Consider the following 23,701-nt stretch of genomic DNA (forward strand, 5'->3'; position numbering starts at 1 on the left):
ACGGGCCCCCTCGCAAGCAACGGCGGGGGCGCCCCCCCCCCCCCGGGGGGGGCCGCACCGGCATGCGCGTTCGCCCCTGGGACCGGTCAGCCCCGGGTGCGGACCGGGACCTTCTCCCACACCCGCAGCACGTTGTTCAGCACCCGCTCGGCCGGGGCCTCCGGGTCGGCCGACAGCTCCGGGAAGTGCTTGCCCAACGCCGCGAAGATCGCGTCGAACTCCATCAGCGCAAGGTGATTCCCCGCGCACAAGTGAGCACCGAAGCCGAGCGCGAGGTGGTCCTCGGTACCCGGGCGGCGGACGTCGAAGCGGTCCGCGTCCGCACCCCACTTGTCCGCGTCGCGGCCGGACGAGCCGAACATGACCCACACCTGGTCGCCGGCCGGGATGGTCACGTCGCCGATCTGCGTCTCGCGGACGACGCGGCGTCCGAAGCCCTGGATGGGGGCGTCGAAGCGCAGCGTCTCTCCGAACAGCGCGTCGTACCCGACCTTGCCGTCGCGCACCAGCTCCCACTGCTCGCGGTCGGCGACCAGGTGGTGCACAGCCGTCGCGATGGCGTGGATGGTGGTGTCCATCCCGGCGGTCAGGTACGCCGCCATCGTCATCACGCACTCGATCTCGGCGATCTCGCCCCGGTCCGCGGCCGCGTGCGCGGCGCCCAGCCAGCTGTCCGGGCGGACGTTGTCGCGCGTGCACACGGTCTGCAGGAACTCGAACATCGCCTGTGCGGACGGCAGTCCGGCGTACGTGCGCTGGTTCGGCGCGGCAAAGGTGTCGAAGACCGACTCGATCTGCTTCATCAGACCGCTGCCGTCCACCTGCGGCAGACCCATGAGGTCCATGATCACGCCGGTGACGTACGGCGCCGCGAGGTCGCTCACCACGTCGAACGACTCGCGGTCGGCAAGCCCGGCGACCAGCTCGTCGGCCCGGCTGCGCAGGCTCTCCGCGAGGTCCTTGATCGCCCGCGGCGCGAGTTCCTTGGACAGGACGCGGCGCAGGCGGGCGTGCTCGAGGCCGTCGGTGGCCAGTACCGAGTTCGCGGTCACCCACTGGTTGCCCTCGGGGTTGAGGTGCAGGCCGTTGACGCTGGAGAAGGTCTCGGGGTCGGCGAGCACCGCCTTGGCGGACTCGTACCGGGGGACGCCCCACGCCTGCGCGCGTTCGAGGCGGACGACCGGTCCGAGGGCGCGCAGTTCGGCGTACGTCGGGTACGGGTCGGCGACGACCGCGTCGTCGAACAGGTCGACCTGGGTCGATATCGCGGCGGGTACGGCGGATTCGGTCATGGTGATTCCTTTCAGCGCAAGGCGGCGGCTTCGGCGCGGGCGATCAGCCGGTTCATGAGGGCCAGCATCACGTCGCGGGCCGAGGAGCGGTCCCGGGCGTCGAGCATGAGCACCGGGGTCGTGGGGTCGACGAGGTCGAGGGCGTCGCGGATGGCCTCGGGCGTGTGCCCTTGCCGCCCGTCGAAGCAGTTCGCCCCGATGACGAACGGCGTACCGCGCTTCTCGAAGAAATCGACGGCGGCGAAGCTGTGGTCCAGGCGGCGCGTGTCGACCAGCACGACGGCGCCGAAGGCGCCGCGCAGCAGGTCGTCCCACATGAACCAGAAGCGTTCCTGGCCGGGCGTGCCGAACAGGTAGACGATCGCGTCGTCCAGCGTGATCCGGCCGAAGTCCATGGCCACGGTGGTCGCGGTCTTGTTCTCGATGCCGTTCAGGTCGTCGACGCCGACGCCCTCGGCGGTCAGGCGTTCCTCCGTCCGGAGCGGGCGAATCTCGCTCACCGTGCCCACGAACGTGGTCTTCCCGACGCCGAAGCCGCCGGCGACCAGGATCTTGATCTGCGGTACCGCGGCTGCCGTCGCGGCGTCATAGCTTGCGGGCAAGGCCGTCCCTGACTCGGTGGAGGAGGCGGATATTGGTGGCGTCGGCCCCGCTCGCGGCCGGCTGGTGCACGATCAGCCCTTGGGAGACCAGATCGCCCAGCATCGCCGTGAGCGGGGTGATGAACACGTGCAGCCGGGCGGCCAGTTCCGTCACGATCACGGTCCGCGCGGGCGCCGAGTGGCACACCGCGAGGACGGCGCGCCACTCGTCCGGCAGCGGCGCGGCCGCGTCCTCGGCGATGGCCGCCGTCACCAGGGAGTTCATGGTGATGGCGGCCGACGCGGACGGGACCTGGCCGCCGGCGAGGGCGAACGGCCGGGTACGCCGGCCGATCGGACCGTCCTCGCCGCTGCCCGGGGGGAGCCCCGTCATGGAGCGGACGCGTTCGCCCGGGGCGCGGTGCCCATGAAGTCGCCGACGGCCTTGGCGACGCGGAGTACTTCGTACATCACCGCGCCCATGTCGGCCTTGGCGCCGGTCACCACGACGATCGTGCTGCCCTCGCCGCAGTTGGTGATGAGCATGGTGCGGTCGGCCATCTTCACCACGCTGTGCAGCAGCGGGCCGCCTTCGATGCTGTGCGCCAGGCCGCGGCCGAGGCTCGCGTACCCGGTGCCCGCGGCGGCCAGGTGCTCGACGGTCTCGCGGTCGAACCCGAAGGACGACTTGGCCAGGCCGTCGTCGGACAGCAGGACGGCACCCAGCAGTTCGGGGACGTCCGCCAGGTTCACGTGCAGCATCCGGTAGACCTGCTCGTCGAACGGGTTGGCGCCGGGGGACTCTTCGCTGAACATGCGTCTTCCGTTCCCTGTCACGACTGCGGGTCGCCGTCGGCGCGACCCGGGTGGTTGAGCCGGCCGGGCTGCACGGTCCCGGGGGACTGCTCGGCCGGTCCGGACTGCCCGGCCCGGCCGACATGGTCGGCGTGGTCGGCATGGTCGAAGGCAGCCTGGAGGCCGCGGTACATGTCCCGGGCCGCCTCCGGCGAATCCGGGGCGTACGCCGCCGGAGCGGCCGCCGGGGTGTCGTCGCGCAGTTGCTCGGCCAGGTGCGAGCCGCGCGAGCGCTTGGGCAGCGGGGCGGCCTCGGCGTCCGCGACCGGACGGTATCCGGCGGCGTCCGCCGCCCGTCCGCCGCCGCGCGGGGCAGGGACGTCCGCGGCACCGCGGGTGAAGGCGAACGGCTCCGCGTACGGCTGCGCGTGCGCCTGCGGGTAGGGCTGCGCGTGTCCCGGCGCGGACGACCGGGCGTGGGCCTGGTCCTGCGCGTGGGCATGTGCGGGTTCGGGCTGGGCTGCTGCCGCAGGCCGGCGTATCGGAAGAGGCTTCGGTGCACCCGGTGTCGCCTCGGCGGCCGGGGCCGCGGCGGCAGGTTCGCCGCCCTGGCCCGCGAGCAGGCTCCGCGGGATGAGCACGACCGCCGAGGTGCCGCCGTACACCGAGCGCCGCAGCGTCACCTCCAGGCCCAGCCGGGCCGACAGGCGGCCGACCACGAACAGGCCCAGCTGCGCGGCGTTCTCCGCCATCTCGGCGTAGAGCGGAACGTGTCCGAGACGGGCGTTGAGCGCCTCGTACTGCTCGGGGCTCAGGCCGACGCCGCGGTCCTCGATCTCCACGGTGACGCCGTGCACGGCCGGCTGCGCGCGGACGACGACCTTGAAGTCGGGCGGCGAGTACCGCGCACCGTTCTCGATCAGCTCGGCGAGGACGTGGGTGAGTTCGCTCGCCGCGGACGGGATGACGCGTGCGTCCGCGAGGAAGTGCTTCTCGACGCGCTCATGCCCGGCCGCCTCGCCGGCCGCGTCCATCAGCAGGTTGGCGATGTGCGCCGGCTCCTCGTGCGGGTTGGCGATCACGCCGCCGGACAGCACCTGCAGGTTCTCGATCTGGCGGCGCAGCCGGACGGTCTGGTGGTCGAGCCCGTACAGCTTGGAGATGAGCGCGACGTCCTGGTCGCGCTCCCGCATCAGGTCGTCCAGCAGGCGCAGCTGCACGCCGACCAGCACCACCGAACGGCCGGTGACACCCTCGGCGAACCGCTCGAAGCCCTGGCGTTCGCGGTACACGAGCTCGGCGCCGTCGGACGCCTGCCGGGCCAGCACGGCCACCGCGTCGCCGATCTGGCCGATCTCGTCCTTCGCGCCGACCGTGCACGGCAGGTCGGCGGTGTCGACCTCCTCGCCGCGCTGGAACGCGGTGACGATGTCCGGCAGCCGTTCCTCGGCGAGACTCAGGGCCTGCTTGCGCAGCGCGTTCGTGCGGCGCAGGACCGTGCGGATGATGAGCACCACCATGATCACGATCACCAGCACGGCGGCGGCGCTGAAGCCGGCCAGCCACCAGGCGCGGTGGCGCAGCTCGGCGGCCTTGCCGAAGGTGTTGTCCAGGAGGCCGCTGACCCGGCTGATGTTCAGGCCGGTGGTCTGGCCGCGCACCGGTTCGCGGGCGGCCTGCCATTCCTGGATGCTCGCGGGCAGCGTGACCAGGCCGTTCGTGGAGGTCTTGTGCTGCGCGACGACCTGGTCCTCGATGCGCGTCTGGGCGGCCCACCCCGGCGAGCCGACGAGGGCGTCGTACATCGCCTTGTCCTTGGCCGGCAGGTACGGCGCGACCCAGGTGCCGTAGACGAAGCGCTGCACGCCCACATTGCGGGCGAACTCGGCGTACTGCGCCTCGGTGAGCACCCGGTTCGGGCCGGCCAGCGCGATCAGCGCGTCCTCGCGGGACAGCGCCTCGAACGCGTGCATGAGGCCGACCATCGGACGGGTCTCGTAGGTGAGACCGCCGTCGTCCATGTTGGACATCTCCTGGTACAGCCGGATCATCTGGTCGATGGCCGCGGTGTAGAAGTCCAGGACCTTCTGCGGGTCGCCGGTCCGGCTGTCGGCCAGCCGGCGCTGCTCCTGCAGGCCGACCAGCTTGTCCTTGACCATGACGACGTAGTCGTAGACGTACCGGTCGGACGCCGGGAGTTCGGCGCTGGACAGGTGCTGGAACGAGGCGTTCGCCTGGTCCGTCGCGGCGCGCTGCTTCTCCAGGTCTTGCTGCGAGACCTGTCCGCCGCCGAGCCGGACCGCGGTCAGGCGGCGCTCGGCCTGCATCTGCTCCAGGACCATGTAACTGGGTACGCCGGCCTTGTTGCCGGTGACCGAATCGTCCCGAATCTTGTCTGCTTGATCGAGTAACCTCCAGGCCGCTGCGGCGACTTGGAGGCCGAGAGCCAGCGTCACGACCACCGCCACCAGGATCAGCAGCGTGCGGATGCGTACGGCGCGGGGCGGGCGGGGGACACCAGGGGGTGGCCCGTCGGGCGAGGGGCCGGATGGGGGCGTAGGAGTCATCTGTCCTCGTAGGGGGTCGGATGGACCTCGCGCAGGTTCCGTGCCGCCGAGCGGCGGGCGCCTGCTCCGATCCGGCTGGATGCCGTCGACGCCGTACCGGCATCCTCGGGGGCGCGCTCGTGATGCAGACCCGCAGGTCGACGCAGGCATATGCCTGACACCGCGTCAGGACCGCTGTAAAGTCCCGCACTTCGCACGTTCACGCGCGTGGCCCTCCCGTTGCTGCGGCGCGTCGCTGCACGCTACTACGGCCGTGGCGGGAGTGGCCAATGTGCCAGAAGTGACTAATGGGACAGAGTGATCATTCGCCAACGCCTCATCCCACTGCGGGAATTCGTCCGCAATTGGGGGGCGGTCAAGGGGGCGTACGGCCGCTGTCCCGCCGAACGAGTCGCTCGTCCGGCACACGAGTGAATGGTGTCGATGCCGAACGCGCATAGGTCCTACAGTCACCCTCGTGTCCGCGAGGGCAAGGACCGGTCCGCCGGGGCAGTCCCGGCACCGACATCGGGAGATCACATGGCGAACTCGCTCGACGACCCCAAGCACGTGCTGGTCGACCGCGCCGAGCGCCGGATGGCCGAGCAATTCGGGGACAGCGGGCTCAGCGTCCGGCAGAAGCTCGCGCTGACCTGTCGCATCCTCTTCGACGCCGGGCACGACGCCGGGCTCGCCGGGCAGATCACCGCACGCGGGCCGGTGCCCGGCACGTACTACACCCAGCGCCTCGGACTCGGGTTCGACGAGATCACCGAGGACAACCTGCTGCTCGTGAACGAGGACCTGGACGTCCTCGAAGGCGCCGGCATGCCCAACCCCGCCAACCGCTTCCATACCTGGATCTACCGGGCCCGCGAGGACGTGGGGTGCATCATCCACACCCACCCGCTGCACGCGGCGGCCCTGTCGATGCTCGAAGTCCCGCTCGTGGTCTCGCAGATGGACGCCACCCCGCTGTACGACGACTGCGCGTTCCTGCCCACCTGGCCCGGGATCCCGGTCGGCAACGAGGAAGGTGAGATCATCAGCGCCGCGCTCGGGGACAAGCGCGCCATCCTGCTCGCCCACCACGGCCAGCTCGTCGCGGGCGCCGGCGTCGAAGAGGCCTGCAACCTCGCCGTCCTGATCGAACGCGCCGCCCGGCTGCAGCTCCTCGCCATGTCCGCCGGGACGATCAGGCCCCTGCCCGACGCCCTGGCCCGCGAGGCCCACGACTGGACGTCCACGCCCAAGCGCCACCAGGCGACCTTCGCGTACTACGCGCGCCGGGCCCTGCGCCGGCACCCGGACTGCGTCGCGGCGGGAACCGAGGTCGGCTGAGCGGCGGCCGGGCCGCTGCCGTCAGGGCAGGCGCCACTCGATGGGCGCGGCGCCCTGCTGCTCCAGCATCGCGTTGACCCGGCTGAACGGCCGCGAGCCGAAGAAGCCGCCGTTCGCGGACATCGGGCTGGGGTGCACCGACTCCACTACATGCGGCGAACCGCCCAGGTGCTTGCGCTGATCGCGGGCATCGCGGCCCCAGAGAATGGCGGCCAGCGGGCGCCCGCGGGCGGCCAGCGCGCTGATCGCCTGGTCGGTGATCGCCTCCCAGCCCTTGCCGCGGTGCGCGGCCGGCTTCCGCGGAACGGTGGTCAGCGCCCGGTTGAGCAGCAGGACGCCCTGGTCCGCCCACGGCGTCAGGTCGCCGTTGGACGGCTTCGGCGTCCCCAGGTCCTGGTGCATCTCCCAGAAGATGTTGAGCAGGCTCGGCGGCACCGGATCGACCTCGGGCGCCACCGAGAAGCTCAGTCCGACCGCATGCCCCGGAGTCGGGTACGGGTCCTGGCCGACGATGAGCACGCGCACATCGTCGAACGGCTGCTGGAAGGCGCGCAGGATGTTCGGGCCGGCCGGGACATAGCTGCGTCCGGCAGCCACCTCGGCACGCAGGAAGTCGCCCATCCGCGCGATGTCGTCGGCGACCGGTTCGAGGGCCTTGGCCCAGCCGGCCTCGACGATTTCATGTAGGGGTCGTGGAGCCATGGTCCCGTACCCTAGCGAGCGGTTCCGACAGGACCGCGTGCGGCCGCGGTGTACAGATCGGCGTACGCCTCGACCATCCGGGCCCGCGTCAGCCGCGCCTGCGCATGCTGGCGCGCCGCGTAGCCGAGCATCGCGCGCAGGTCGTCGTCGGCCACCAACTCCCTTACCGCGAAAGCGAGTGCGTCGAGGTCGCCGGGACGGACCGCGCGTCCGGTCACGCCGTCCTCCAGGACGTCGGAGAGACCGCCGCGGGCCGGGCCGGCCACCGCGAGGCCCGCGCACATCGCCTCCGCGACCACAGAGCCGAAGCCCTGCCGGGCGCCGGTGGACAGGAAGATGTCGCCCGCGTCGAAGATGTCCTGCGGGCGCGTGAGCGGCGGCACGATGCGGACGCGCTTGCCGATGCCCGCCTCCTCGATCATCGCGCGCAGCCAGCCGTCCGGCCGCCCCACGACCGCGAACGCGACCGCCGGGCCGGCGTCGCCGAGCACCGCGAGCACCTTCGCGGCCACCCCCACGAACGCCGCGAAGTCCGGTTCCCCCGACCGCTGGACGCCGATCACCAGGCGCGTGTTGGGAGCCACGCCGAGGGACGTGCGCAGCCGGGCGCGGGACGCCGCGTCCGGGGCGGGCACGTCGACCCCGACCGGCAGGAGCGGGATCGCGGCGCGGGGGATGCCGAGCACCGCGGCTGCCGCGTCGCGCACCCCGCCGGAGTGCGCGAACGGCCGGAAGCGGCCGCGGGTGACGAGCGTTCGCAGCAGCCGCCCGTACGGCAGCGCGTCCCCGGGACGACCCGCGGCGGGTGCGGAGGACTGCGGCGGCTCGTGGAGTTCGAGGACGCGGGCCGCCCCGGGTGCGGCCAGCGCGGCGGGCAGCGCCTGACCTGCGCTGCCGCTGTGCACATGCAGGACGTCGGGGCGCAACTTCCGGACCTCGGCGGCACTTTGCACCGGATGCGCGGTGACCACATGGCAGGCGAACCGCGCCGGGTCCAGATCCGCGAGCACTTGGCGGCTGCTCATCGGAGCGAACCCGCCGTCGCCGCGCCCGGACCGCCCCGGCCGGCCGACGACGTGCACCACTTTGATGCGGCCGGCAGGAGAGGAACCCGTGCTGTCGCCGACATCGCCGCGTCGGTCGGTGCGGTCGTCCATGCGCTGCCTCTCGCCGGTCCCCCCGGGCCGCACCCCCGGGCGGCCCCTGCCGAGGGCACGCTAACAACCCGCGCCCCGACCGCGAGGCCGAACTACTCGCTCTGCCAAGGGATTACGCCTTACCCGCCATCGATGATCGAGAACGGACAACAAGCGATCACATGGCGGCCGCGGCCGTGCTCCGCATCGGGATCCCGAGCGGATGTCCGACCGCGTCCCGGGCCGGTTCTCCTGTCGGTGCGGCCGGGTACCGTCCCCCGGGTGAGCGCAAATGTGACGTATATAAAGGGCGACGCGACGGCCCCGCAGGGCAAGGGCGTCAAGATCATCGCCCATGTGTCCAACGACCTCGGCGGATGGGGCAAGGGCTTCGTCCTCGCCCTCTCCAGGCGCTGGAAGGAACCCGAAGCCGAATACCGGCAGTGGCACCGCGGCCGCGCCGGCAACGACTTCAGGCTCGGTGCCGTCCAGTTCGTCCAGGTGGACACCTACCTCTGGGTGGCCAACATGATCGGACAGCACGGGCTCAAGGCCGGGAGCCACGGGCCGCCGGTCCGCTACGAGGCGATCGGCGAAGCGCTGCGGACCGTGGGGGACAAGGCGCTCGAACTCAAAGCCTCGGTGCATATGCCGCGTATCGGCTGCGGACTCGCCGGAGGGCGATGGGAGTTGATCGAGCCGCTGGTCACCGCCGGACTCACCGGTCGCGGCGTTCCGGTGACCGTCTACGACCACGACTGAACGGATGGTCTGCCGCGGCCGCTCCCTTCCCCTATCGAACCGGCCTTATGCCTGCGTAGTCTTCCCGTGCCTGGCAGGATGGGCGGACCGGCGCCGGGGAGGGGAGTCCCCGGTATGTGGGGGGAGAGCAGCGCATGCGCATCGTGATGATCGTCGGATATCCCGGAGTCCCCTGGGAGACCGACTGGGTGAAGGCCGCAGGCCATGCGGGCGAGGTCGTACGCCTGTCCAACACCGAGGAGTTGACCTGGCCGCAGGTCGACGGCGCGCCCTTCCTCGCGCAGGACCCGGACGACCCCCGGCACTACCAGATCAAGACCTTCACCTGGCGGCCGTCGCGCCTGCTCGGGCGCCTGTCGCACGTCCTCATGGCCCGCCGCTACCAGCAGGCCGTGAAGTACGTGGCCGGCAAGTACGGCCCGGTCGACGTCGTGCACGCGCACTTCTACTGGGCGCACTACCTCGTCGCCATGAAGCGCGACATGGGCATGCCCTACGTCGTCACCGAGCACCACACCTCGTGGCAGGGCCACTGGACCGAGCCGCCGCCCAGCCCGCTGGGCATCAAGCGGGCCCGCGAGCTGTACGCGGACGCATCGACCGTGGTCACCGTCTGCAAGTCGCTCTCCGACAAGATCGCCGCGTACGGAATGACCGGCAACTTCGAGGTGCTGCACAACCCGGTCGACGCGTCCGGCTTCGCGATGCCCGACGCATCCCCCCGCGCCGAGCGCGACACCGTCGAGTTCGTCTCCGTGGCGCGCCTCGCCCCCGCCAAGGGCTTCGACGTCCTCCTCGACGCCTTCGCCGCCGCCTCGCGCGAGGACGCCCGGCTCCGGCTGACCATCGTCGGCGACGGCCGCGAGCGCGCCAAGCTGGAGGAGCAGGCCGCCCGGCTGCGGATCGCCGATGTGGTCACCTTCGCCGGCCGGCAGCCGCGTACCGAGATCGCCCGCCTGCTGCACGAATCGGACGCCTTCGTGCTGGCCTCGCGCGCCGAGAACCTGACCGTGGCGGTCCTCGAGGCCTGGTGCGCCGGCCTCCCCGTCGTGACCACCGACGTCGGCGGGCATGCCGAGGTCATGGAACCGCACCTCGGCCACCTGGTCCCCTCCGAGGACACCGCCGCGCTCGCCGAGGCACTGCGCGCGGTCGCCGCCGCGCCCGAGGCGTACGACCGGCAGCGCATCGCGGTCGAGGCCCGCAAGCGCTTCGCCCCCGAGGCGGTCGGCGCCGAGCTGGACCGGATCTACCGCACGGCCGTCGCGGGCGATCGGGCAAGATCGTAGGGTCGCGGGAGACCTGCCCGCGGCAGGACCCGCCCGCGGCCGCCCACGCCGGACGACGCAACGGGCGCCGACGGAAGGCGGTCGTCCAGGTGGACGCCAAGGCATGGGACGAGCGGTACACCGGCACCGAACTGGTGTGGTCCGCGGAGCCGAACCGGTTCGTCGAGGCGGAGACCGGGGACCTCCCGGCCGGCCGCGCCCTCGACCTGGCCGCCGGCGAGGGCCGCAACGCCATCTGGCTGGCCAAGAACGGCTGGCAGGTCACCGCGGTCGACTTCTCCGCCGCGGCCCTGGCCAAGGGCAAGCTGCTCGCCGACGCGCAGGGCGCGGCGGTCGACTGGGTCACCGCCGACCTGCTCACCTGGCAGCCGGAATCCGCCGCGTACGACCTGGTGCTGATCGCCTACCTGCACCTGCCCGAGGACGAGATGACCGCGGTGCTGGCCAAGGCCGCCGCCGTCCTCGCCCCGGGCGGCACGTTCCTCCTCGTCGGGCACGACCTGCAGAACCTGACCGACGGGGTCGGCGGCCCGCAGGACGCCGCGATCCTGCACACGCCCGAGAAGGTCGCCGAGCGGCTGACCGGGCTCCGCGTCGACCGCGCCGAGCGCGTCACCCGCCCCGTCACCGTCGAGGGCGAGCCGCGCGAGGCGATCGACACATTGGTGCGAGCCGTCCGGGAGGAGTGAGCCTCAGGGCGGGCTCGCAGGGGGAATCCATTGGGGGGACGAGATGGAAGGGAACGAACCGAACAGGCACCAGGATCCGGCGATGCAGCGGGGGCTGTATCCGCCGGATCCCACGGAGCCGCAGCCGCGCAGCCGCCTCGGGGAGAGCGTGCTCTACGTCGCGCTTTATCTCGCGGCCGGATTCGCGCTCACGATGGCGTGGGTCGTGCAGTGGGGGAAGCTCGACGGCTGCATGGACGCCGAGTGCGAGGACTACTGGTGGGCCGCGGAGAGTAAGGACGACCTCGCCGCCTGGATCTACTTCGCCGGGCTGGTACCGCTGAGCGCGCTGATCGCCGCGACGTGGCGCCGGAACGGCTCGAAGCCCATCCTGCGTTGGGTGACCGCCGCGGTCGCCTGCGCGGCGATCGGCGTCATGATGTCGATCGCGGTGTGGCACCCGGAAGCCCCGAACGACCGATGAACACCGAGGCTGCCCGCGGCTGATCGTTTCCTTGCCGGTTCGGCGCATACCTGTGCCGAACCGGCCTGGACTATTCCGGGGCCCGATCTCCGCTGCCAGCATGACCGCATGCCGAAGCCGAGATCGCAGCCGCCGACGCCGTACTCGATGCCGCGCCGCCGTCCGCGCCCGCGGACCGTCCTCGCCGCGGTCCTGCCGGGCCTGGTGCTGCTCGTCTCGGCATGCACCGGCTCCGACGCCGGGCCGCCCGACCAAGTGGCCCAGCGCCCCTCGAAGTTCACCCCCACCGCGCCCGTCACGGGGATCGGCAACGACACCCTCGACTGCACCGCCGCCATTGAGACCATCACCGCGCTGCCGGACAACTACGCGAACCTGCTCGATGTCGTCGGAGTGATCGCCCCGGACACGCCCCTGACGCTGTCCCCGGAAGCCGCGCGAGATCAGGGCCGCACCTTCGTCAAGACCGGCCTGGTGGTACGCGCCGGCCGCGCCTTCGAACTCGGCGTGCCCAGCGACGCCGCGGAACGCCCCGCGATCCAGTGGGGCAGCCGACGGGAAGCCGCATCCGTCGTGACGGTCCCCGCCTGCCCGGCACGCGAGGACGCCGGGACGTGGATGGCCTTCGTCGGCGGCTTCTACGTGGAACACCCCATGTGCGTCCCCCTCACGGTCCGCACCCCCGACGGGAAGCAGCAGACCCACCACATCCCCATCGGAAAGCCGTGCCCCTGACGGGGGACCCGAACCGTCAGGACAGCGGCCCCGTCGGGGGCGGTACGGCGAACCCCGGCGAGGCAGTCGGCGGTGGGGCCGCCGGCGCAGGTGCCGGCGCGGACGGCCGAGGCGGCACGGTCGGCGCCACAGGTGCCGCGGCGCTTGCGCGCAGGCTCGCGAGTTCGTCACGCAGGACCTGAGGGCCCACGACCTCCAGCGGCGTGCCACGGGTCGCCAGGGGAGCGTTCAAGTCGAGCATCAGCGCCCGGAACATGCCCTCCTCGACGGGCACCAGGCACACCGACGACGTCCGCCCGCCCACCGCGGCCGCATCGACGAACGCGACGCCATTCCTCGAGTTCTGCCCGACCTGGAAGCGCACGCGCACCGATGCGATCTCGTCCCAGCCGCAGTAGGTGCGAGTATTCCCCCGGACGACCGCCAAGCCGGCCTCGGAGAGCACCACGCTTCGCCGACTCCGGATGTACGCGACGAGAGCGAAGGTCGCGGTGAGTGCGGCCCACACACCGGTCGCCAAGGCCATCAGGCCGACCGGCGGCGCAGGGTCGAGGGTGAAACTCAAGACGGCGAACACCACGGTCATGACACCGCAGACAAAGGCCGACCACCAGGTGGCGGCCTGCTGACCACCGTGCCACTCCACCCGGTCGGCGAACACCAGTCGGTTCACGTTCCATCCCCCGTACTCGGCCGCGACCGGGCCGGTCAGCCGAGCCTAGCGGGGCTGTGCGGGGCTGTGCGGGGCCGCCAAGAACCAGCCCGCACGCGGTGGGCGGGTCAGACCGGGCGGGCCTTGTTGCCGTGCCAGCGGACCCAGTCGCGGCCGCGCTGCATCGTGACCAACGACGTCACCGGCGCCAACTTGCCGCAGCGGGCGGCGCCCAGGGCCATGCGGGTGCGCAGGCCCGGGTACTCCGGCAGCTTGCGTACATCGGCCAACTCGTTTGCCAGCTCGTACAGTTCGTCGACGGTCAGACCGTCCGCGGTGGCATCTCCGGCGTCGAGCGCACGGATCGCCTTGCGGAGGACGCCGCGCGCCAGCTTGCGGTGCATCTGTCCGCGGACATCCTCGCGGTACGGCAGGTCGCTGCCATCGTTGTCGAGGAAGGACTCGTAGCCGTCCTTGAGCTGCGCGAGCCGGGCCCGGGCGTCGAAGTTCGAGTGGTGCATGTTGCTTTCGTGCATGCGGTAGTACGCCTGGTCCGAGTCCGGCAGCCAGCCGACCGAGCCGCGGTGCGCCAGCCGCAGCCACATCTCCAGGTCCCCGGAGTGCGGCAGCTTCGGGTTGTAGCCGCCCGCGTCGTGGTGCGCCGACGTGCGGGCCACGACCTCGGGGGACAGGATCAGGTTGCGGCCGGCCTTGAACACACCGCGGATCCACCGGTCGCCGTCCCACACGCGCGTACGGGTCCCGGCGCGGGCCACCGGCAGCGGGCGGCCGCTGATGAACCGGACCGGATTGCCGTACACGAACGTCACGTTCGGGTCGGCCTGCATCACCCCGGTGGCGCGCGCGAGCGCCCCCGGCGGCAGCAGGTCGTCGGCGGACAGCAGGACGCAGTAGTCGCCGTCCGCCCACTCCAGCAGGCCCTCGTTGTACGTGGCGATGTGGCCCTTGTTCTGCTTGTGCCGCTCGTACGTGACGCGCGGATCGCGGGCCAGGTCGGCGCCCACCTCGGGAGTGTTGTCGCTCGACGCGTCGTCGAGGATCAGCACCCGGACCTCGACGCCCTCCTGATCGAGCAGGCTCCCGACGTTGGTGGGCAGATAGCGGGCGTAGTTGTACGACGGCACGACGATGCTGACGCTCGGCAGCGGTGCTCCGGGGTTCTGCGCGTTCATGTCCTGCCCACCCTGCGTCTCGTGCATGTCCTGCCTCACCTTTCCGGAACCGGCTCGTGCCGGTGGTGCGCCGCCCGCCGGGTCTGCGCCGCCTTCGCGGCCACCCGGCCCTCCAACAGCACGCGGGACAGCCCGCGGCCGGCCAGCCAGGTCGTGTCGTGCCGGTCGACCGCACCGAAGCGGTACTTGTACTCCTCGGCACCGCGCAGGAAGTCGAACACCGCGGCGCCTTCGGCCTTCACCGCGGCCACCGTCTCGGCGACCAGCACGGTGCCCAGACTCAGCCGGGCGTACGACGGGTCCCAGCCGGTCTGGTAATACGAGAACGTCTCGCCCCACAAGAAGCCGTACAGCACGCCGACCGGGCCGTCCGGGCCGTCCGCGACCAGCGCGCACGGCCCCCGCCCGGGGCCGGACCGGTCCATGAGGGCCAGGTGGAACGCCTTGCGCGACGCGTCGAAGGTGGTGGCCCGGCCGATCGCAGCCTGGCGCAGCGCGTGCAGGTCGAGCAGCCGGTCGAAGAGCTTCTCGTCCACCCCGGTCGGTCCGACGAACCGGAACTCCACGCCCTCGGCGGCCAGTCGGCGCCCGTAGTGCCGCAGGTCCTTGCGGAACCGCGCCGAGCCGATGCGCTCCGGATCGGCCGGCATCGTCGGGCAGGCGGTCCGCTCGACGAGCCGCGCGCCGGGCGGCACGAAGGCCGCGCCGGTCTCGGCGTCCAGGTTCGGCAGCCACAGGGTGTGCCGCCGGGCAGCCGCGGCGAACCACGCGCGCACGTCGTCCGCGCGCTGCGGGGAGACCGCGAAACCGCAGTGGTCGGCCGCCCCCGCGCCGCTGCCCAGCACCGTCAGGCAGCGCGCGCCCGCGGGCAGCCGCGGGTGCAGCGCCTGCCGGGCGTCGAGCAGCGGGACGATCGCCTCGGGACCGCCGTCCGCGCCGCGCCACACGGCGACGACCGGCCGCCCGCCGGCCGCCTCGGTGCCCAGCGTTTCGGTCCAGGACAGCACCCAGTCGGGGGTCGCGAAGTACGAGGCGCCAGTGGCCGCCGCGAGGTCGCGCCAGGCCGGGGCGAGGGCGGCGAGTTCGTCCGGGTCGCGGACGAGGACCGGCAGCGCGGACGCCGCCTCCACGCGTACGTCGGCGTTCATCCGCGCCCCCGAAGCCCGTGCACCGCGGGGTGCAGGCCGGACAGTATGGTCTCGAACCGGTCGGGCGGCGTGGTCGACGCGATCCGCAGCCGCGAGATGCGCAGCGGGTGGTCGGGCAGCCGCGGCCCGAGGCGGTGGTCGAACAGGAAGCCGGTGCGGTAGCCCAGGTCCTGCAGCACGCGCTCGGCGCGCACGTCCCAGTTGCCGTTCGGATAGGCGAAGGACGTGGGCTCGCGGCCCAGGATCCCGGCGAGCTGCCCGTGCGCCGCGGTGATCTCCTCGCGCACGTCCGCATCCGTGCACCGGTCGAGCAGCGGGTGGGTCAGCGAGTGGTTCTCGACCCGGATGCCGTCCGCGTCCAGGCGGCGCACCTCGTCGGCGGTCAGCTGCGCCTGCCGGACCGGTTCGCGGCCCTCCCGCAGCCGGTCCAGTTCGGCCAGCCGCTCGGCCTGCGGCACGGTCTTGAGGTGCCGCAGCCACTGCGCGGTGGTGCGCCCGGAGTCCGCCCCGGCGCCCGCCGCGACGAGGGTGGCGACCTCGTGCCACCAGAAAGGCGTGTCGGTGTCCAGCAGCGACGGGGTCACGAACGCCACCGCGGGTATGCCGCGTTCGCGCAGCAGCGGAAGGCCGCGCTCGTAGACGCTGCGCTCGCCGTCGTCGAAGGTCAGGAGCACGGCGCGCCCGGGCAGCGGGCGGCGGTGCTCGACGGCGTCCTCGACGTCGGCCAGCGAGACCGGCCGGGAGATCCGCATCAGGCGGTCCAACTGGCGGGCGAACCCCGCCTCGTCGTCGACCCCGTGGTACCCCAGCACCGCCAAGCGTGTGGCCGCGCGCCCGCCGAACCACCACTGGGCCGGCGACCGGCGCATGACTTTGTCCCCGCCGGTGCGCAGATTCGCGCGCAGGCTCGATCGCAACTTCGCTCCCCACCGTCCACGACGTGCGGCGGCATGCCGCGCACCGCGGCCGCCGTCGATCACGGCAGCCGGCCTCCCCACCCCGCACCGTAACAAGGGTTTTCACCCACCGTCAGCCGGTTGCCGGATTGGCCGCCCGGCTGCCGAGCGCCGGGCCAATCGCGAATTCCTGGCGAAACCACCCGCATGGCGGCTTGCGTGGCCCTAGGCTGATGCGCGGGTGGGCTGTGTCCGGGTGGGGGAGCACAAGGACGCCGCCCAAGAGCACGCTCCGGCTCTGCTCACGCCGGGGCTGAGAGACGCTGGGGTCTCATGGTGGGGGCGGTATCAGCCATGCGCCGCGACAGAGTCGTCGGGCGCAGGGCAGTCAGGGAAACCAGCGCAGGGAGACGGCAAGACGCTGCCTGCGCGCTGTTGTCGCGGTCGAAACGGCCGACGAGGCAGCCGACGGAACGGCCTACCGGGGTGGTAGGGCCGGACCCGAGGAGCCGCCGAGTCGGTCCGGCACGGCCGAAGGCGGGCCGTTGAACGCCCGCCTGCCGGACGCCCGCGGGGAACTCCTGCGCGCGCAGGACCTCGACGCCGGCTTCGGCACGGCCTGGGACGCGCTCGCGGCCGGCCGCGGCGTCCTCGCCGACTGCTTCGACACCCACGCCTGGGCGTCCGGCGTCCTGCGCCACAACCCCGCCGCGGCCGACCGCGCCCGCATCGCCGCGGTCCTCGACCCGGCCACCGGCGCACCGCACAGCATCCTCGCCCTCGAAGAGCTCGCGCCCGGCCGCTTCGCCACCTTCGCCGCCGACCGGCCCCGCTCGCGCGTGGTCAGCGACGCGGACGACCTGACCCCGCTGGCCGAGCAACTGGCCCGGGCCGGCGTCCGCGACCTGCGCCTGCACCGGATGCCCAGCCGCGACCCGGCCACCCACCGGCTGCTCGGCGCGCTGCGCCGCACCGGCTACCGCGTGCACGCCCGGGAGCGCTCGTGCGACATGCTCGCCGACGCCCGGGACGGCTGGGCCGGGCACCGCAGCCGCTTCAAGTCCTTCCACACGCACTGCGGCCGGGTGTCCCGCAAGGCTGCCAAGCAGGCCGACATCACCTTCGAGGTGCAGACCGAGCCGGACCGCATCGGGGACGGCTTCGAGGTGTACGCCGACCTGTTCCCGCGCAGTTGGAAGGGCCCGCTGAACCCGCAGACCCGCGCCGAGCGCCGCGACCTCGTGCAGCGGGCCGCCGAGAACGGCTGGGTCCGCCTGTACATCCTGCGCGTCGACGGCCGCCCGGCCGCCACCTACCTGTGGTTCCGGGTGGGCGGCGTCGCACTGTGGCATTCCACCGCGTACGACGAAGAGTTCGCCGCGCTGGGCGTCGGCAACATCGCGATGTGGCAGGCCCACGAGCACATCCTCACCGAGGACGCGGACGACCCGCCCGCCCTCGTCGACCTGCTGCCCACCAGCACCGAGCAGAAGCTGCGGCTGGCCCCCGAACGGCCGCCGCTGCTGGACATCGAGGCGGTCCGGGAACGCCCGTTCGCCGCCGCCGTCCTGCCGGTGCGGGCCCTGGCCCGGACCGCCAAGGCCGGCGCCACCGCCCGGCTGAAGGCCCGGGCCCGCCGCACCGCACCGGTGCCGGCAACCGCACCGCAGGCAACAGCGCAGGCAACAGCGCAGGCAACACCCGAAGCAGCACCCGAAGCAGCACCGCAACCGCACGGACCGCAGGCATCTCCAGGGGGCACGACCGCATGACCAGACTCAGTGGCGACCAAGTCCGGACCGCGGTCAAACGCGGCCTCGCCCGGTGCGCCGGGCAGCGGCCCGGACCCGGCGCGACGGTACTGATCTACCACCGGGTCGGCGGCGGCACCCGCGACGAACTCGACATGCCCACCAGCGAATTCGCCACCCAGCTCGACGCCCTCCCGGGCGACGCCGTGGTCCCGCTGGACACCGCGCTCGACCGCCTCGACGCCCACGACCGCACCCCGTCCGTCGTGCTCACCTTCGACGACGGCTTCGCCGACGTGTACGAGAACGCCTGGCCGCTGCTGCGCGCCCGCGCCCTGCCCTTCACCCTCTACCTCGCCAGCGGCATGGTCGGCGGCACCATGCACTGGGAAGGCTCCACCGGCACCAGCTCCGGAGCCCCCGCGCTGACCTGGGACCAACTCGCCGAGATGCACGACAGCGGGCTGCTCACCATCGGCAACCACACCCGCAGCCACGCCCGGCCCGAAGCCCTCAGCGAAGACGAACTCGACGCCGCATCGGACGAGATCGACAAGAACCTCGGCGTCCGGCCGGACCACTTCGCCTACACCTGGGGCATCCCGGTGCCCGCGATGGAGCACGCGCTGCGCTGCCGCTTCCGCAGCGCCGCCACCGGCGCACTCGGCCGCAACCTGCCCGGCACCGACCCGATCCGCCTCAACCGCGTCCCGGTCCGCCGCACCGACCCCGCCGACTTCTTCCGCGCCAAGCTGACCGGCAACCTCGGCCCGGAACGCGCGTACGCCCAGGTCGTCAAGCTCTCCAAGAAGGCGGGCGCACGTGCCTGACCTCGACCCCGCACCGGCCGGCAAGCTGCCCGGCGGCCTCGTCGTCCCGGTCGGCCCCGGCGGCCGCCCGCTGCGCGTCGCCCACCTGACCACCGTCGACATGAGCCTGGCCCTGCTGCTGCGCACCGAGCTGGAAGTCGACGTGGCGGCCGGCTTCACGGTCTTCGGACTCAGCGCACCGGGCGAATACGTCCCCGAGATCGAGGAACTCGGCGTCACCCACGTACCGCTCGACGCCCTGACCCGCTCCTGGGACCTGGCCCGCGACGCCGCCGCCGCGCGCGAACTCGCCGCCACGCTGCGCCGCCTGGACCTCGACGTCCTGCACACCCACAACCCCAAGACCGGCGTCCTCGGCCGGCTGCTCGGCCGCGCGGTCGGCGTCCCCGTCGTGGTCAACACCTGCCACGGCCTGTGGATCCGCCCCGGCGACCCGTGGCCGCGCCGCGCGTTCGTGCTCGGCGCCGAGTCCGCCGCCGCCCGGGCCTCGCACGCCGAGCTCTACCAGAACGCCACCGACCACGCCACGCTCGCCCGCGCCGTCCCGGCCTGGCGCTCCCGCGTCGTCGGCAACGGCACCGACCTGTCCCGCTTCCACCCCGACCCCGAGGCCCGCGCCCGGATCCGCGCCGAACTCGGCGTCTCCGCGGACGAGATACTCGTCGGCGGCGTCGGACGGCGCGTCGCGGAGAAGGGCATCGCCGAGTACGAACAGGCCGCCGGCTCCCTGGCCGGCAAGGCCAGGTTCGTCTGGATCGGCCCCGAAGACCTCGACAAGGCCGACGCGTTCACCGTCGACACCGCCTCCGGCGTCGAATACCTCGGCGGACGCTCCGACATGCCGGACATCTACGCCGCACTCGACCTGTTCGTCCTGCCCTCGTACCGCGAGGGCTTCTCACGCTCGGCCATGGAAGCCGCCGCCAGCGGCGTCCCCATGGTCCTCAGCGACATCCGCGGCTGCCGCGAGATCGGCACACACGGCGAACACCTGCTGCTCGTCCCGCCCGGCGACGCCGCGGCCCTGGCCGCCGCCATCGACCGGATGCTCACCGAGCCCGGGCTGCGCAGCCGCCTGGCCGCCGCCGGCCGGGCCCGCGCACTCGCCGAGTTCGACCAGCGGCGCGTCGCCCAGGTGTCGATCGACACCTACCGGGCGGTCGCCCGACGCAAGCGCCTGGGCTGGGGCACCCGTCCCGCCGGGGGAGAAGGCGACCGGCACCACAGGGGAGGAGGCACGGCATGATGCGCAGGCTTTTCGACCTCACGACCGCCGCGCTGACGCTGTTGCTGCTCGGCCCGGCGATGCTGGTGATCGCCGTCTTCATCCGCACCACCATGGGCGGACCGGTGCTCTTCCGGCAGACCCGCAGCGGACTGCGCGGCCGCGAGTTCCGCATCCTGAAGTTCCGCACCATGCGGCATCCGCGCTACCCGGACGAGCCCGACCAGGACCGGATCAGCCGCGTCGGGCAGATCCTGCGCACCACGAGCATGGACGAACTCCCGCAGCTCATCAACGTGCTGCTCGGCGACATGTCGGTGATCGGACCCCGCCCGACCCTGCCCGAGCAGGTCGCGCACTACACGCCGCGCCAGCGCGGCCGCCTCGAGGTACGCCCCGGCCTGACCGGCTGGGCCCAGGTGCAGGGCCGCAACGCGCTCAGCTGGCCGGCCCGCATCGAGTACGACCTCTACTACGTGCGCAACCACGGCTTCACGCTCGACGTGCGCATCTTGCTGCGCACCGTGGGCGTGCTGCTCAAGCCGCAGGGCATCACCGGCGCGGACGGCGTCAACCCCGGCTTCCCCATCGCGGAGAAGGCCGCGGCCGCCGCCAAGCAGCCGGCCGCCGCCGCGGTGATCGCCGGCCCTGCGAACGGGTCGGCCGCATCCGGCGGGGCGGCCAAACAGGGGCCCTGGACCGTCCCGTTCAGCGCACCGCACAGCAGCGCCAAGGTCGACCCGGTCCCCGCCGAAGAAGCCTCCTGAGGCCCGGCGCCGGCGAACAGCACGCACCACCCGCAGCAGCACGAAGCCGCGGGGGCGGTCACCCGCCCCCCCGGCGTCGTGCTCCCGCAGCCCCGCCCCAGCCCCCCGGCCCCGCGCCCCAGCCCCCAACTGATCGTCCGGCGCCGCCGTGGCGACCCCCAGGATCAGGCCCATCGCGATCAGCACCACCGGGAACTCCGCGACGTAGTCCATCGAGCAGTGCAGGGCGAACGCCGTCAACGTCACCGCGCCCACCGCCACGACCGCGGGCGACTGCCGCGAACGCCATAACCGCACGTACGCCCACCCCAGCAGCGCGACCAGCAACGCCACACCCGGCAGCCCCTGTTCAGCGGCCTGCCGCAGCCACAGCGAGTGCGCCGACTTGGTGTCCGCGTCGGCCTGCGCGGTCGGGCTCTGGGCCAGGAACGTCCCCGGGCCGCTACCCCGCCACGGGTCGTCCTTCACCATCTCCAGCGAGTCGTGCCACACCTCCAGGCGGCGCTCGGTCAGCCCCTGCTCCGCGGTCCCGCGCACCCCGGACGCCTGCGTGACGCGGTCGCCGCCCAGGTACACCGTCCCGGCCGCCATCACCGCCACGCACAACGCGCCCGCGACCACCAGCGAACCGCGGCGCCGCGCCGATGTGGCGGTCAGCCCGATGACCAGGATCGCCACCGCACCCAGCACCGCGGCCAGCGACCGGGTGGCGAACGCCCCCAGCACCAGCAGCCCGGCCAGCAGGTGCATTTCGCCGCGCCGCCGGTCGCTCGGCGCGGCCAGCGCCCCCAGGCACGCCGCACCCACCGCCTGCGCGGCCAGTGCGCCGTTGGCGTTCCCGTAGCCGAGCGGCTTGGCCAGCGTCGCCCCGGTCAGCGCGTCCGGCGACAACAGCAGCAGCACCGCCACCGCACCGGCGACCCCGGCGCACACCGTGAACGCCGAACGCGCCCCCGCCACCCGCCCCGTCGCGTACGCCGCGACCGCGGTCGACAGCGCGAGCAGGAACCCCTCCGGACTGGCCGGCCGACCCGCCGCGGCCAGCAGCGCCCACACCGCGGCCGCCGCCACCGTGATCACGCCGAGCAGGTCCAGCCGGGACAGATTCCCGCCCGGCCGCCTGCCGGTGACCCCGAGCGAACGGCGCACCGCACGCGACCTCTTCAGCCGCCGCCACGCCCGCGCCGCCCGCGTACCCCTGATGCGGTCCCGGATCATCGGCGGCATCCGTTCGTCCGGCGCACCCTCCGGCACGGCAGGATGGCCCCATGCCGTTCTTCATCGCCGGAGCCGGGGGCGTGGGCCGCGAGGCCCTCGACGCGGCCATCGCCGCAGACGTCGCCGTCGACGCGTTCCTCGACGACTCCCTGGCCGGAAGCAAGATCCGCGGACTGCCGGTCCTGCGGCCCGCCGAGGCCGGCCCGGACGGGCTCTACCTCGTGGGCATCGCCGCCCCCGCGGTACGCCTGCGCCTGGCCGCCCTGCTCGACGGCCTCGGCCTGCGCCCCGCGACCCTGGTCCACCCGCGGGCGGTCATCGCCCCCGAGACGACCGTCGCGGAAGGCTGCCTGGTGCTCGCCAACGCGCACGTGTCCAGCAGCATCACCGTCGGCCCGCACGCCCAGGTGCACTACAACGCCACGGTCGGCCACGACACCGTGCTGGACGCGCGCGTGACGGTCTACCCCGGCGCGAACGTGTCCGGCAACGTGCACCTGTGCGAAGACGTGACGGTCGGCAGCGCCGCGGTCGTCCTGCAAGGACTCACCGTCGGCGCCGGTGCGTTCGTCGGCGCGGGCGCCGTGGTCACCCGCGACGTCCCGCCCGGCGAAGTGGTGGTCGGATCCCCGGCCCGCCCCCTCCGCCGCGCGACCTGAGGACAGAATCGGTGTGCGCCCCCGCGCCCCGGTCACCGGTCATCCCCGGGGGGAGACCGCGACCCGGGACCGGAACCACGCGACCGTGTCCTCGAGCCCCTGGCGCAGGTCCACCGGTTCGGCATCCGGGAACAGGCTGCGCAACTCGCTCGAATCGGCCTGCGAGTCCCGCACGTCGCCGGCCCGCGGCTCGACATGCTCCACCTCGACCGGGTGGCCCAGCACGTCGGCCAGCAGCGCGATCAGATTGTTGAGCGAAGTACGGCTGCCGAACGCCAGGTTCACCGGACCGTCGTGCGTCACCCGGCGCACCACCGCGTCGGTGAGCACGCCGCACACACTGGCCACGTTGGTGAAGTCGCGCGTCTGCTCGCCGTCGCCGTGCACGGTCAGCGGCCGGCCGGCCAGCGCGGCGTCGATGAACCGCGGGATCACCGCGGCATAGGCGTGGTCCGCGGGCTGCAGCGGACCGAACACGTTGAAGAACCGGAACGGCAGCACCGGCAGGCCGTAGCAGTGGCCGTACGCCAGCACGTACGACTCGGTCGCCAACTTGCTGACCGCGTACGGGCTCAGCGGCATCGTGCGCAGGTCCTCGCGCTTGGGCAGCACGGGGTTCTTGCCGTACACCGACGACGACGACGCGGCGATCACATGCGCCCCGCCCGCCCGCCGCGCGGCCTCCAGGACCATCAGCGTCCCGGTCGCATTCGCGTGGTGGCTGGCCAGCGGGAACTCGATCGACCGGGGGACCGACGGCAGCGCCCCCAGGTGCACGACCGCGCCCGCACCCGCGCACGCCTTGTCCATCAATTCCTCGTCCAGGAACGTCCCGTGGTGGAACGCGACCTCGACGCCGGCGAGGTTGTCCAGCGATCCGGTGGACAGGTCGTCCACCACCGCCACCTCGTCGATCTCGGGCCGGGCAAGCAGAGTCCGGGCCAGATTCGACCCGATGAACCCTGCTCCTCCGGTGACCACGACCTTCATGAGCCCCCCAGCGTCTTCCGGCGCCGCCGTCGCAATTCGCC

At 72.9% G+C, this 23,701-nt stretch carries 23 protein-coding genes and 1 pseudogene; 11 read left to right on the forward strand and 13 right to left on the reverse strand.

The window, feature by feature from the left end:
- Positions 1 to 86: 86 nt before the first annotated feature.
- The 5 genes from LZ495_RS21335 to LZ495_RS21355 are packed head-to-tail and all read right to left on the reverse strand — an operon-like array spanning position 87 to position 5,235.
- A complete protein-coding gene (locus LZ495_RS21335) occupies positions 87 to 1,292 on the reverse strand; it encodes a cytochrome P450 (protein ID WP_235054164.1) in 1,206 nt (401 codons plus the stop codon).
- 11 nt (positions 1,293 to 1,303) lie between these two features.
- Positions 1,304 to 1,894 carry a GTP-binding protein gene (locus LZ495_RS21340; RefSeq protein WP_235054165.1) on the reverse strand — a complete coding sequence of 197 codons (591 nt, stop codon included), beginning with the start codon at positions 1,892 to 1,894 and terminating at the stop codon, positions 1,304 to 1,306.
- The gene (locus tag LZ495_RS21345; RefSeq protein ID WP_235054166.1) at positions 1,878 to 2,267 is read right to left on the reverse strand and encodes a DUF742 domain-containing protein; all 390 of its coding nucleotides are present in this window, start codon (positions 2,265 to 2,267) and stop codon (positions 1,878 to 1,880) included. Before LZ495_RS21345 ends, LZ495_RS21340 begins: the two co-directional genes overlap by 17 nt.
- Positions 2,264 to 2,689 (reverse strand): roadblock/LC7 domain-containing protein, encoded by a 426-nt coding sequence (locus LZ495_RS21350; protein ID WP_235054167.1) that lies wholly within the window; start codon positions 2,687 to 2,689, stop codon positions 2,264 to 2,266. The genes LZ495_RS21345 and LZ495_RS21350 overlap by 4 nt, the downstream gene beginning before the upstream one ends.
- Positions 2,690 to 2,706: 17 nt before the next feature.
- Positions 2,707 to 5,235 carry a sensor histidine kinase gene (locus LZ495_RS21355; protein ID WP_235054169.1) on the reverse strand — a complete coding sequence of 843 codons (2,529 nt, stop codon included), beginning with the start codon at positions 5,233 to 5,235 and terminating at the stop codon, positions 2,707 to 2,709.
- 519 nt (positions 5,236 to 5,754) lie between these two features.
- On the opposite strand from LZ495_RS21355, the gene LZ495_RS21360 reads away from it, so the two are divergent.
- A complete protein-coding gene (locus tag LZ495_RS21360; protein WP_235054171.1) occupies positions 5,755 to 6,555 on the forward strand; it encodes an aldolase in 801 nt (266 codons plus the stop codon).
- Positions 6,556 to 6,576: 21 nt separating this feature from the next.
- On the opposite strand, the gene LZ495_RS21365 is transcribed toward LZ495_RS21360, so the two are convergent.
- On the reverse strand, positions 6,577 to 7,257 hold the full coding sequence (locus LZ495_RS21365; RefSeq protein WP_235054173.1) for a uracil-DNA glycosylase: 681 nt from the start codon (positions 7,255 to 7,257) through the stop codon (positions 6,577 to 6,579).
- 11 nt (positions 7,258 to 7,268) lie between these two features.
- Positions 7,269 to 8,414: a glycosyltransferase family 4 protein gene (locus LZ495_RS21370; RefSeq protein ID WP_235054174.1), complete on the reverse strand. Its 1,146-nt coding sequence runs from the start codon at positions 8,412 to 8,414 to the stop codon at positions 7,269 to 7,271.
- 273 nt (positions 8,415 to 8,687) lie between these two features.
- Here LZ495_RS21370 and LZ495_RS21375 point away from each other — a divergent pair, with 273 nt between their 5' ends.
- The 5 genes from LZ495_RS21375 to LZ495_RS21395 all read left to right on the forward strand — a co-directional run bounded on the left by LZ495_RS21375 (position 8,688) and on the right by LZ495_RS21395 (position 12,331).
- Complete coding sequence (locus LZ495_RS21375) at positions 8,688 to 9,155, forward strand: macro domain-containing protein (protein ID WP_235054176.1); 468 nt, start codon at positions 8,688 to 8,690, stop codon at positions 9,153 to 9,155.
- Between the two features lie 134 nt (positions 9,156 to 9,289).
- Positions 9,290 to 10,444: a glycosyltransferase gene (locus LZ495_RS21380; protein WP_235054177.1), complete on the forward strand. Its 1,155-nt coding sequence runs from the start codon at positions 9,290 to 9,292 to the stop codon at positions 10,442 to 10,444.
- An 89-nt stretch (positions 10,445 to 10,533) separates the two neighbouring features.
- Positions 10,534 to 11,133: a class I SAM-dependent methyltransferase gene (locus LZ495_RS21385; protein WP_235054179.1), complete on the forward strand. Its 600-nt coding sequence runs from the start codon at positions 10,534 to 10,536 to the stop codon at positions 11,131 to 11,133.
- Positions 11,134 to 11,215: 82 nt separating this feature from the next.
- Positions 11,216 to 11,596: a hypothetical protein gene (locus LZ495_RS21390; protein ID WP_235054180.1), complete on the forward strand. Its 381-nt coding sequence runs from the start codon at positions 11,216 to 11,218 to the stop codon at positions 11,594 to 11,596.
- 108 nt (positions 11,597 to 11,704) lie between these two features.
- Complete coding sequence (locus LZ495_RS21395) at positions 11,705 to 12,331, forward strand: hypothetical protein (RefSeq protein ID WP_235054182.1); 627 nt, start codon at positions 11,705 to 11,707, stop codon at positions 12,329 to 12,331.
- Between the two features lie 16 nt (positions 12,332 to 12,347).
- Here the strand turns inward: LZ495_RS21395 and LZ495_RS21400 are convergent, their stop codons facing one another.
- The 4 genes from LZ495_RS21400 to LZ495_RS21415 form a co-directional block, all read right to left on the reverse strand.
- Positions 12,348 to 13,004 carry a hypothetical protein gene (locus LZ495_RS21400; protein ID WP_235054183.1) on the reverse strand — a complete coding sequence of 219 codons (657 nt, stop codon included), beginning with the start codon at positions 13,002 to 13,004 and terminating at the stop codon, positions 12,348 to 12,350.
- Between the two features lie 107 nt (positions 13,005 to 13,111).
- Positions 13,112 to 14,203, reverse strand: a complete 1,092-nt coding sequence (locus LZ495_RS21405) for a glycosyltransferase family 2 protein (protein WP_235054185.1) — start codon at positions 14,201 to 14,203, stop codon at positions 13,112 to 13,114.
- 8 nt (positions 14,204 to 14,211) lie between these two features.
- Positions 14,212 to 15,324: a GNAT family N-acetyltransferase gene (locus LZ495_RS21410; protein ID WP_235054187.1), complete on the reverse strand. Its 1,113-nt coding sequence runs from the start codon at positions 15,322 to 15,324 to the stop codon at positions 14,212 to 14,214.
- Positions 15,321 to 16,193, reverse strand: a complete 873-nt coding sequence (locus LZ495_RS21415) for a polysaccharide deacetylase family protein (protein WP_235054189.1) — start codon at positions 16,191 to 16,193, stop codon at positions 15,321 to 15,323. Before LZ495_RS21415 ends, LZ495_RS21410 begins: the two co-directional genes overlap by 4 nt.
- Before the next feature lie 572 nt (positions 16,194 to 16,765).
- Here LZ495_RS21415 and LZ495_RS21420 point away from each other — a divergent pair.
- Genes LZ495_RS21420 through LZ495_RS21435 form a run of 4 tightly spaced genes read left to right on the forward strand, consistent with a single transcriptional unit; the run spans position 16,766 to position 20,793 of the window.
- Positions 16,766 to 17,992, forward strand: coding sequence for a GNAT family N-acetyltransferase (locus LZ495_RS21420; RefSeq protein ID WP_235054190.1), 1,227 nt, complete (start codon positions 16,766 to 16,768; stop codon positions 17,990 to 17,992).
- Positions 17,989 to 18,801: a polysaccharide deacetylase family protein gene (locus tag LZ495_RS21425; protein ID WP_235054191.1), complete on the forward strand. Its 813-nt coding sequence runs from the start codon at positions 17,989 to 17,991 to the stop codon at positions 18,799 to 18,801. The genes LZ495_RS21420 and LZ495_RS21425 overlap by 4 nt, the downstream gene beginning before the upstream one ends.
- Positions 18,794 to 20,047: a glycosyltransferase gene (locus LZ495_RS21430; protein WP_235054192.1), complete on the forward strand. Its 1,254-nt coding sequence runs from the start codon at positions 18,794 to 18,796 to the stop codon at positions 20,045 to 20,047. The genes LZ495_RS21425 and LZ495_RS21430 overlap by 8 nt, the downstream gene beginning before the upstream one ends.
- Positions 20,044 to 20,793 (forward strand): sugar transferase, encoded by a 750-nt coding sequence (locus LZ495_RS21435; RefSeq protein WP_284701862.1) that lies wholly within the window; start codon positions 20,044 to 20,046, stop codon positions 20,791 to 20,793. The genes LZ495_RS21430 and LZ495_RS21435 overlap by 4 nt, the downstream gene beginning before the upstream one ends.
- 378 nt (positions 20,794 to 21,171) lie before the next feature.
- On the opposite strand, the pseudogene LZ495_RS45325 reads toward LZ495_RS21435, so the two are convergent.
- A pseudogene (locus LZ495_RS45325) lies at positions 21,172 to 22,020 on the reverse strand (O-antigen ligase family protein); the annotation flags it as partial.
- Positions 22,021 to 22,061: 41 nt separating this feature from the next.
- On the opposite strand from LZ495_RS45325, the gene LZ495_RS21450 reads away from it, so the two are divergent.
- Positions 22,062 to 22,670, forward strand: a complete 609-nt coding sequence (locus LZ495_RS21450) for a NeuD/PglB/VioB family sugar acetyltransferase (protein WP_235054194.1) — start codon at positions 22,062 to 22,064, stop codon at positions 22,668 to 22,670.
- 39 nt (positions 22,671 to 22,709) lie between these two features.
- Here the strand turns inward: LZ495_RS21450 and LZ495_RS21455 are convergent, their stop codons facing one another.
- Positions 22,710 to 23,660 carry an NAD-dependent epimerase/dehydratase family protein gene (locus LZ495_RS21455; RefSeq protein ID WP_235054195.1) on the reverse strand — a complete coding sequence of 317 codons (951 nt, stop codon included), beginning with the start codon at positions 23,658 to 23,660 and terminating at the stop codon, positions 22,710 to 22,712.
- Positions 23,661 to 23,701: the final 41 nt, after the last annotated feature.

It is taken from the genome of Yinghuangia soli (assembly GCF_021502675.1).
In the GTDB taxonomy this organism is placed as follows: Bacteria; Actinomycetota; Actinomycetes; order Streptomycetales; family Streptomycetaceae; genus Yinghuangia; species Yinghuangia soli.

Bases quoted from the DNA above. Each gene is read 5' to 3' on its own strand.
- LZ495_RS21335 (WP_235054164.1), bottom strand. From the start codon at position 1,292: ATGACCGAATCCGCCGTACCCGCCGCGATATCGACCCAGGTCGACCTG.
- LZ495_RS21345 (WP_235054166.1), bottom strand. From the start codon at position 2,267: ATGACGGGGCTCCCCCCGGGCAGCGGCGAGGACGGTCCGATCGGCCGG.
- LZ495_RS21350 (WP_235054167.1), bottom strand. From the start codon at position 2,689: ATGTTCAGCGAAGAGTCCCCCGGCGCCAACCCGTTCGACGAGCAGGTC.
- LZ495_RS21355 (WP_235054169.1), bottom strand. From the start codon at position 5,235: ATGACTCCTACGCCCCCATCCGGCCCCTCGCCCGACGGGCCACCCCCT.
- LZ495_RS21360 (WP_235054171.1), top strand. From the start codon at position 5,755: ATGGCGAACTCGCTCGACGACCCCAAGCACGTGCTGGTCGACCGCGCC.
- LZ495_RS21365 (WP_235054173.1), bottom strand. From the start codon at position 7,257: ATGGCTCCACGACCCCTACATGAAATCGTCGAGGCCGGCTGGGCCAAG.
- LZ495_RS21370 (WP_235054174.1), bottom strand. From the start codon at position 8,414: ATGGACGACCGCACCGACCGACGCGGCGATGTCGGCGACAGCACGGGT.
- LZ495_RS21380 (WP_235054177.1), top strand. From the start codon at position 9,290: ATGCGCATCGTGATGATCGTCGGATATCCCGGAGTCCCCTGGGAGACC.
- LZ495_RS21390 (WP_235054180.1), top strand. From the start codon at position 11,216: ATGCAGCGGGGGCTGTATCCGCCGGATCCCACGGAGCCGCAGCCGCGC.
- LZ495_RS21395 (WP_235054182.1), top strand. From the start codon at position 11,705: ATGCCGAAGCCGAGATCGCAGCCGCCGACGCCGTACTCGATGCCGCGC.
- LZ495_RS21405 (WP_235054185.1), bottom strand. From the start codon at position 14,203: ATGCACGAGACGCAGGGTGGGCAGGACATGAACGCGCAGAACCCCGGA.
- LZ495_RS21410 (WP_235054187.1), bottom strand. From the start codon at position 15,324: ATGAACGCCGACGTACGCGTGGAGGCGGCGTCCGCGCTGCCGGTCCTC.
- LZ495_RS21415 (WP_235054189.1), bottom strand. From the start codon at position 16,193: ATGCGCCGGTCGCCGGCCCAGTGGTGGTTCGGCGGGCGCGCGGCCACA.
- LZ495_RS21425 (WP_235054191.1), top strand. From the start codon at position 17,989: ATGACCAGACTCAGTGGCGACCAAGTCCGGACCGCGGTCAAACGCGGC.
- LZ495_RS21435 (WP_284701862.1), top strand. From the start codon at position 20,044: ATGATGCGCAGGCTTTTCGACCTCACGACCGCCGCGCTGACGCTGTTG.
- LZ495_RS21450 (WP_235054194.1), top strand. From the start codon at position 22,062: ATGCCGTTCTTCATCGCCGGAGCCGGGGGCGTGGGCCGCGAGGCCCTC.
- LZ495_RS21455 (WP_235054195.1), bottom strand. From the start codon at position 23,660: ATGAAGGTCGTGGTCACCGGAGGAGCAGGGTTCATCGGGTCGAATCTG.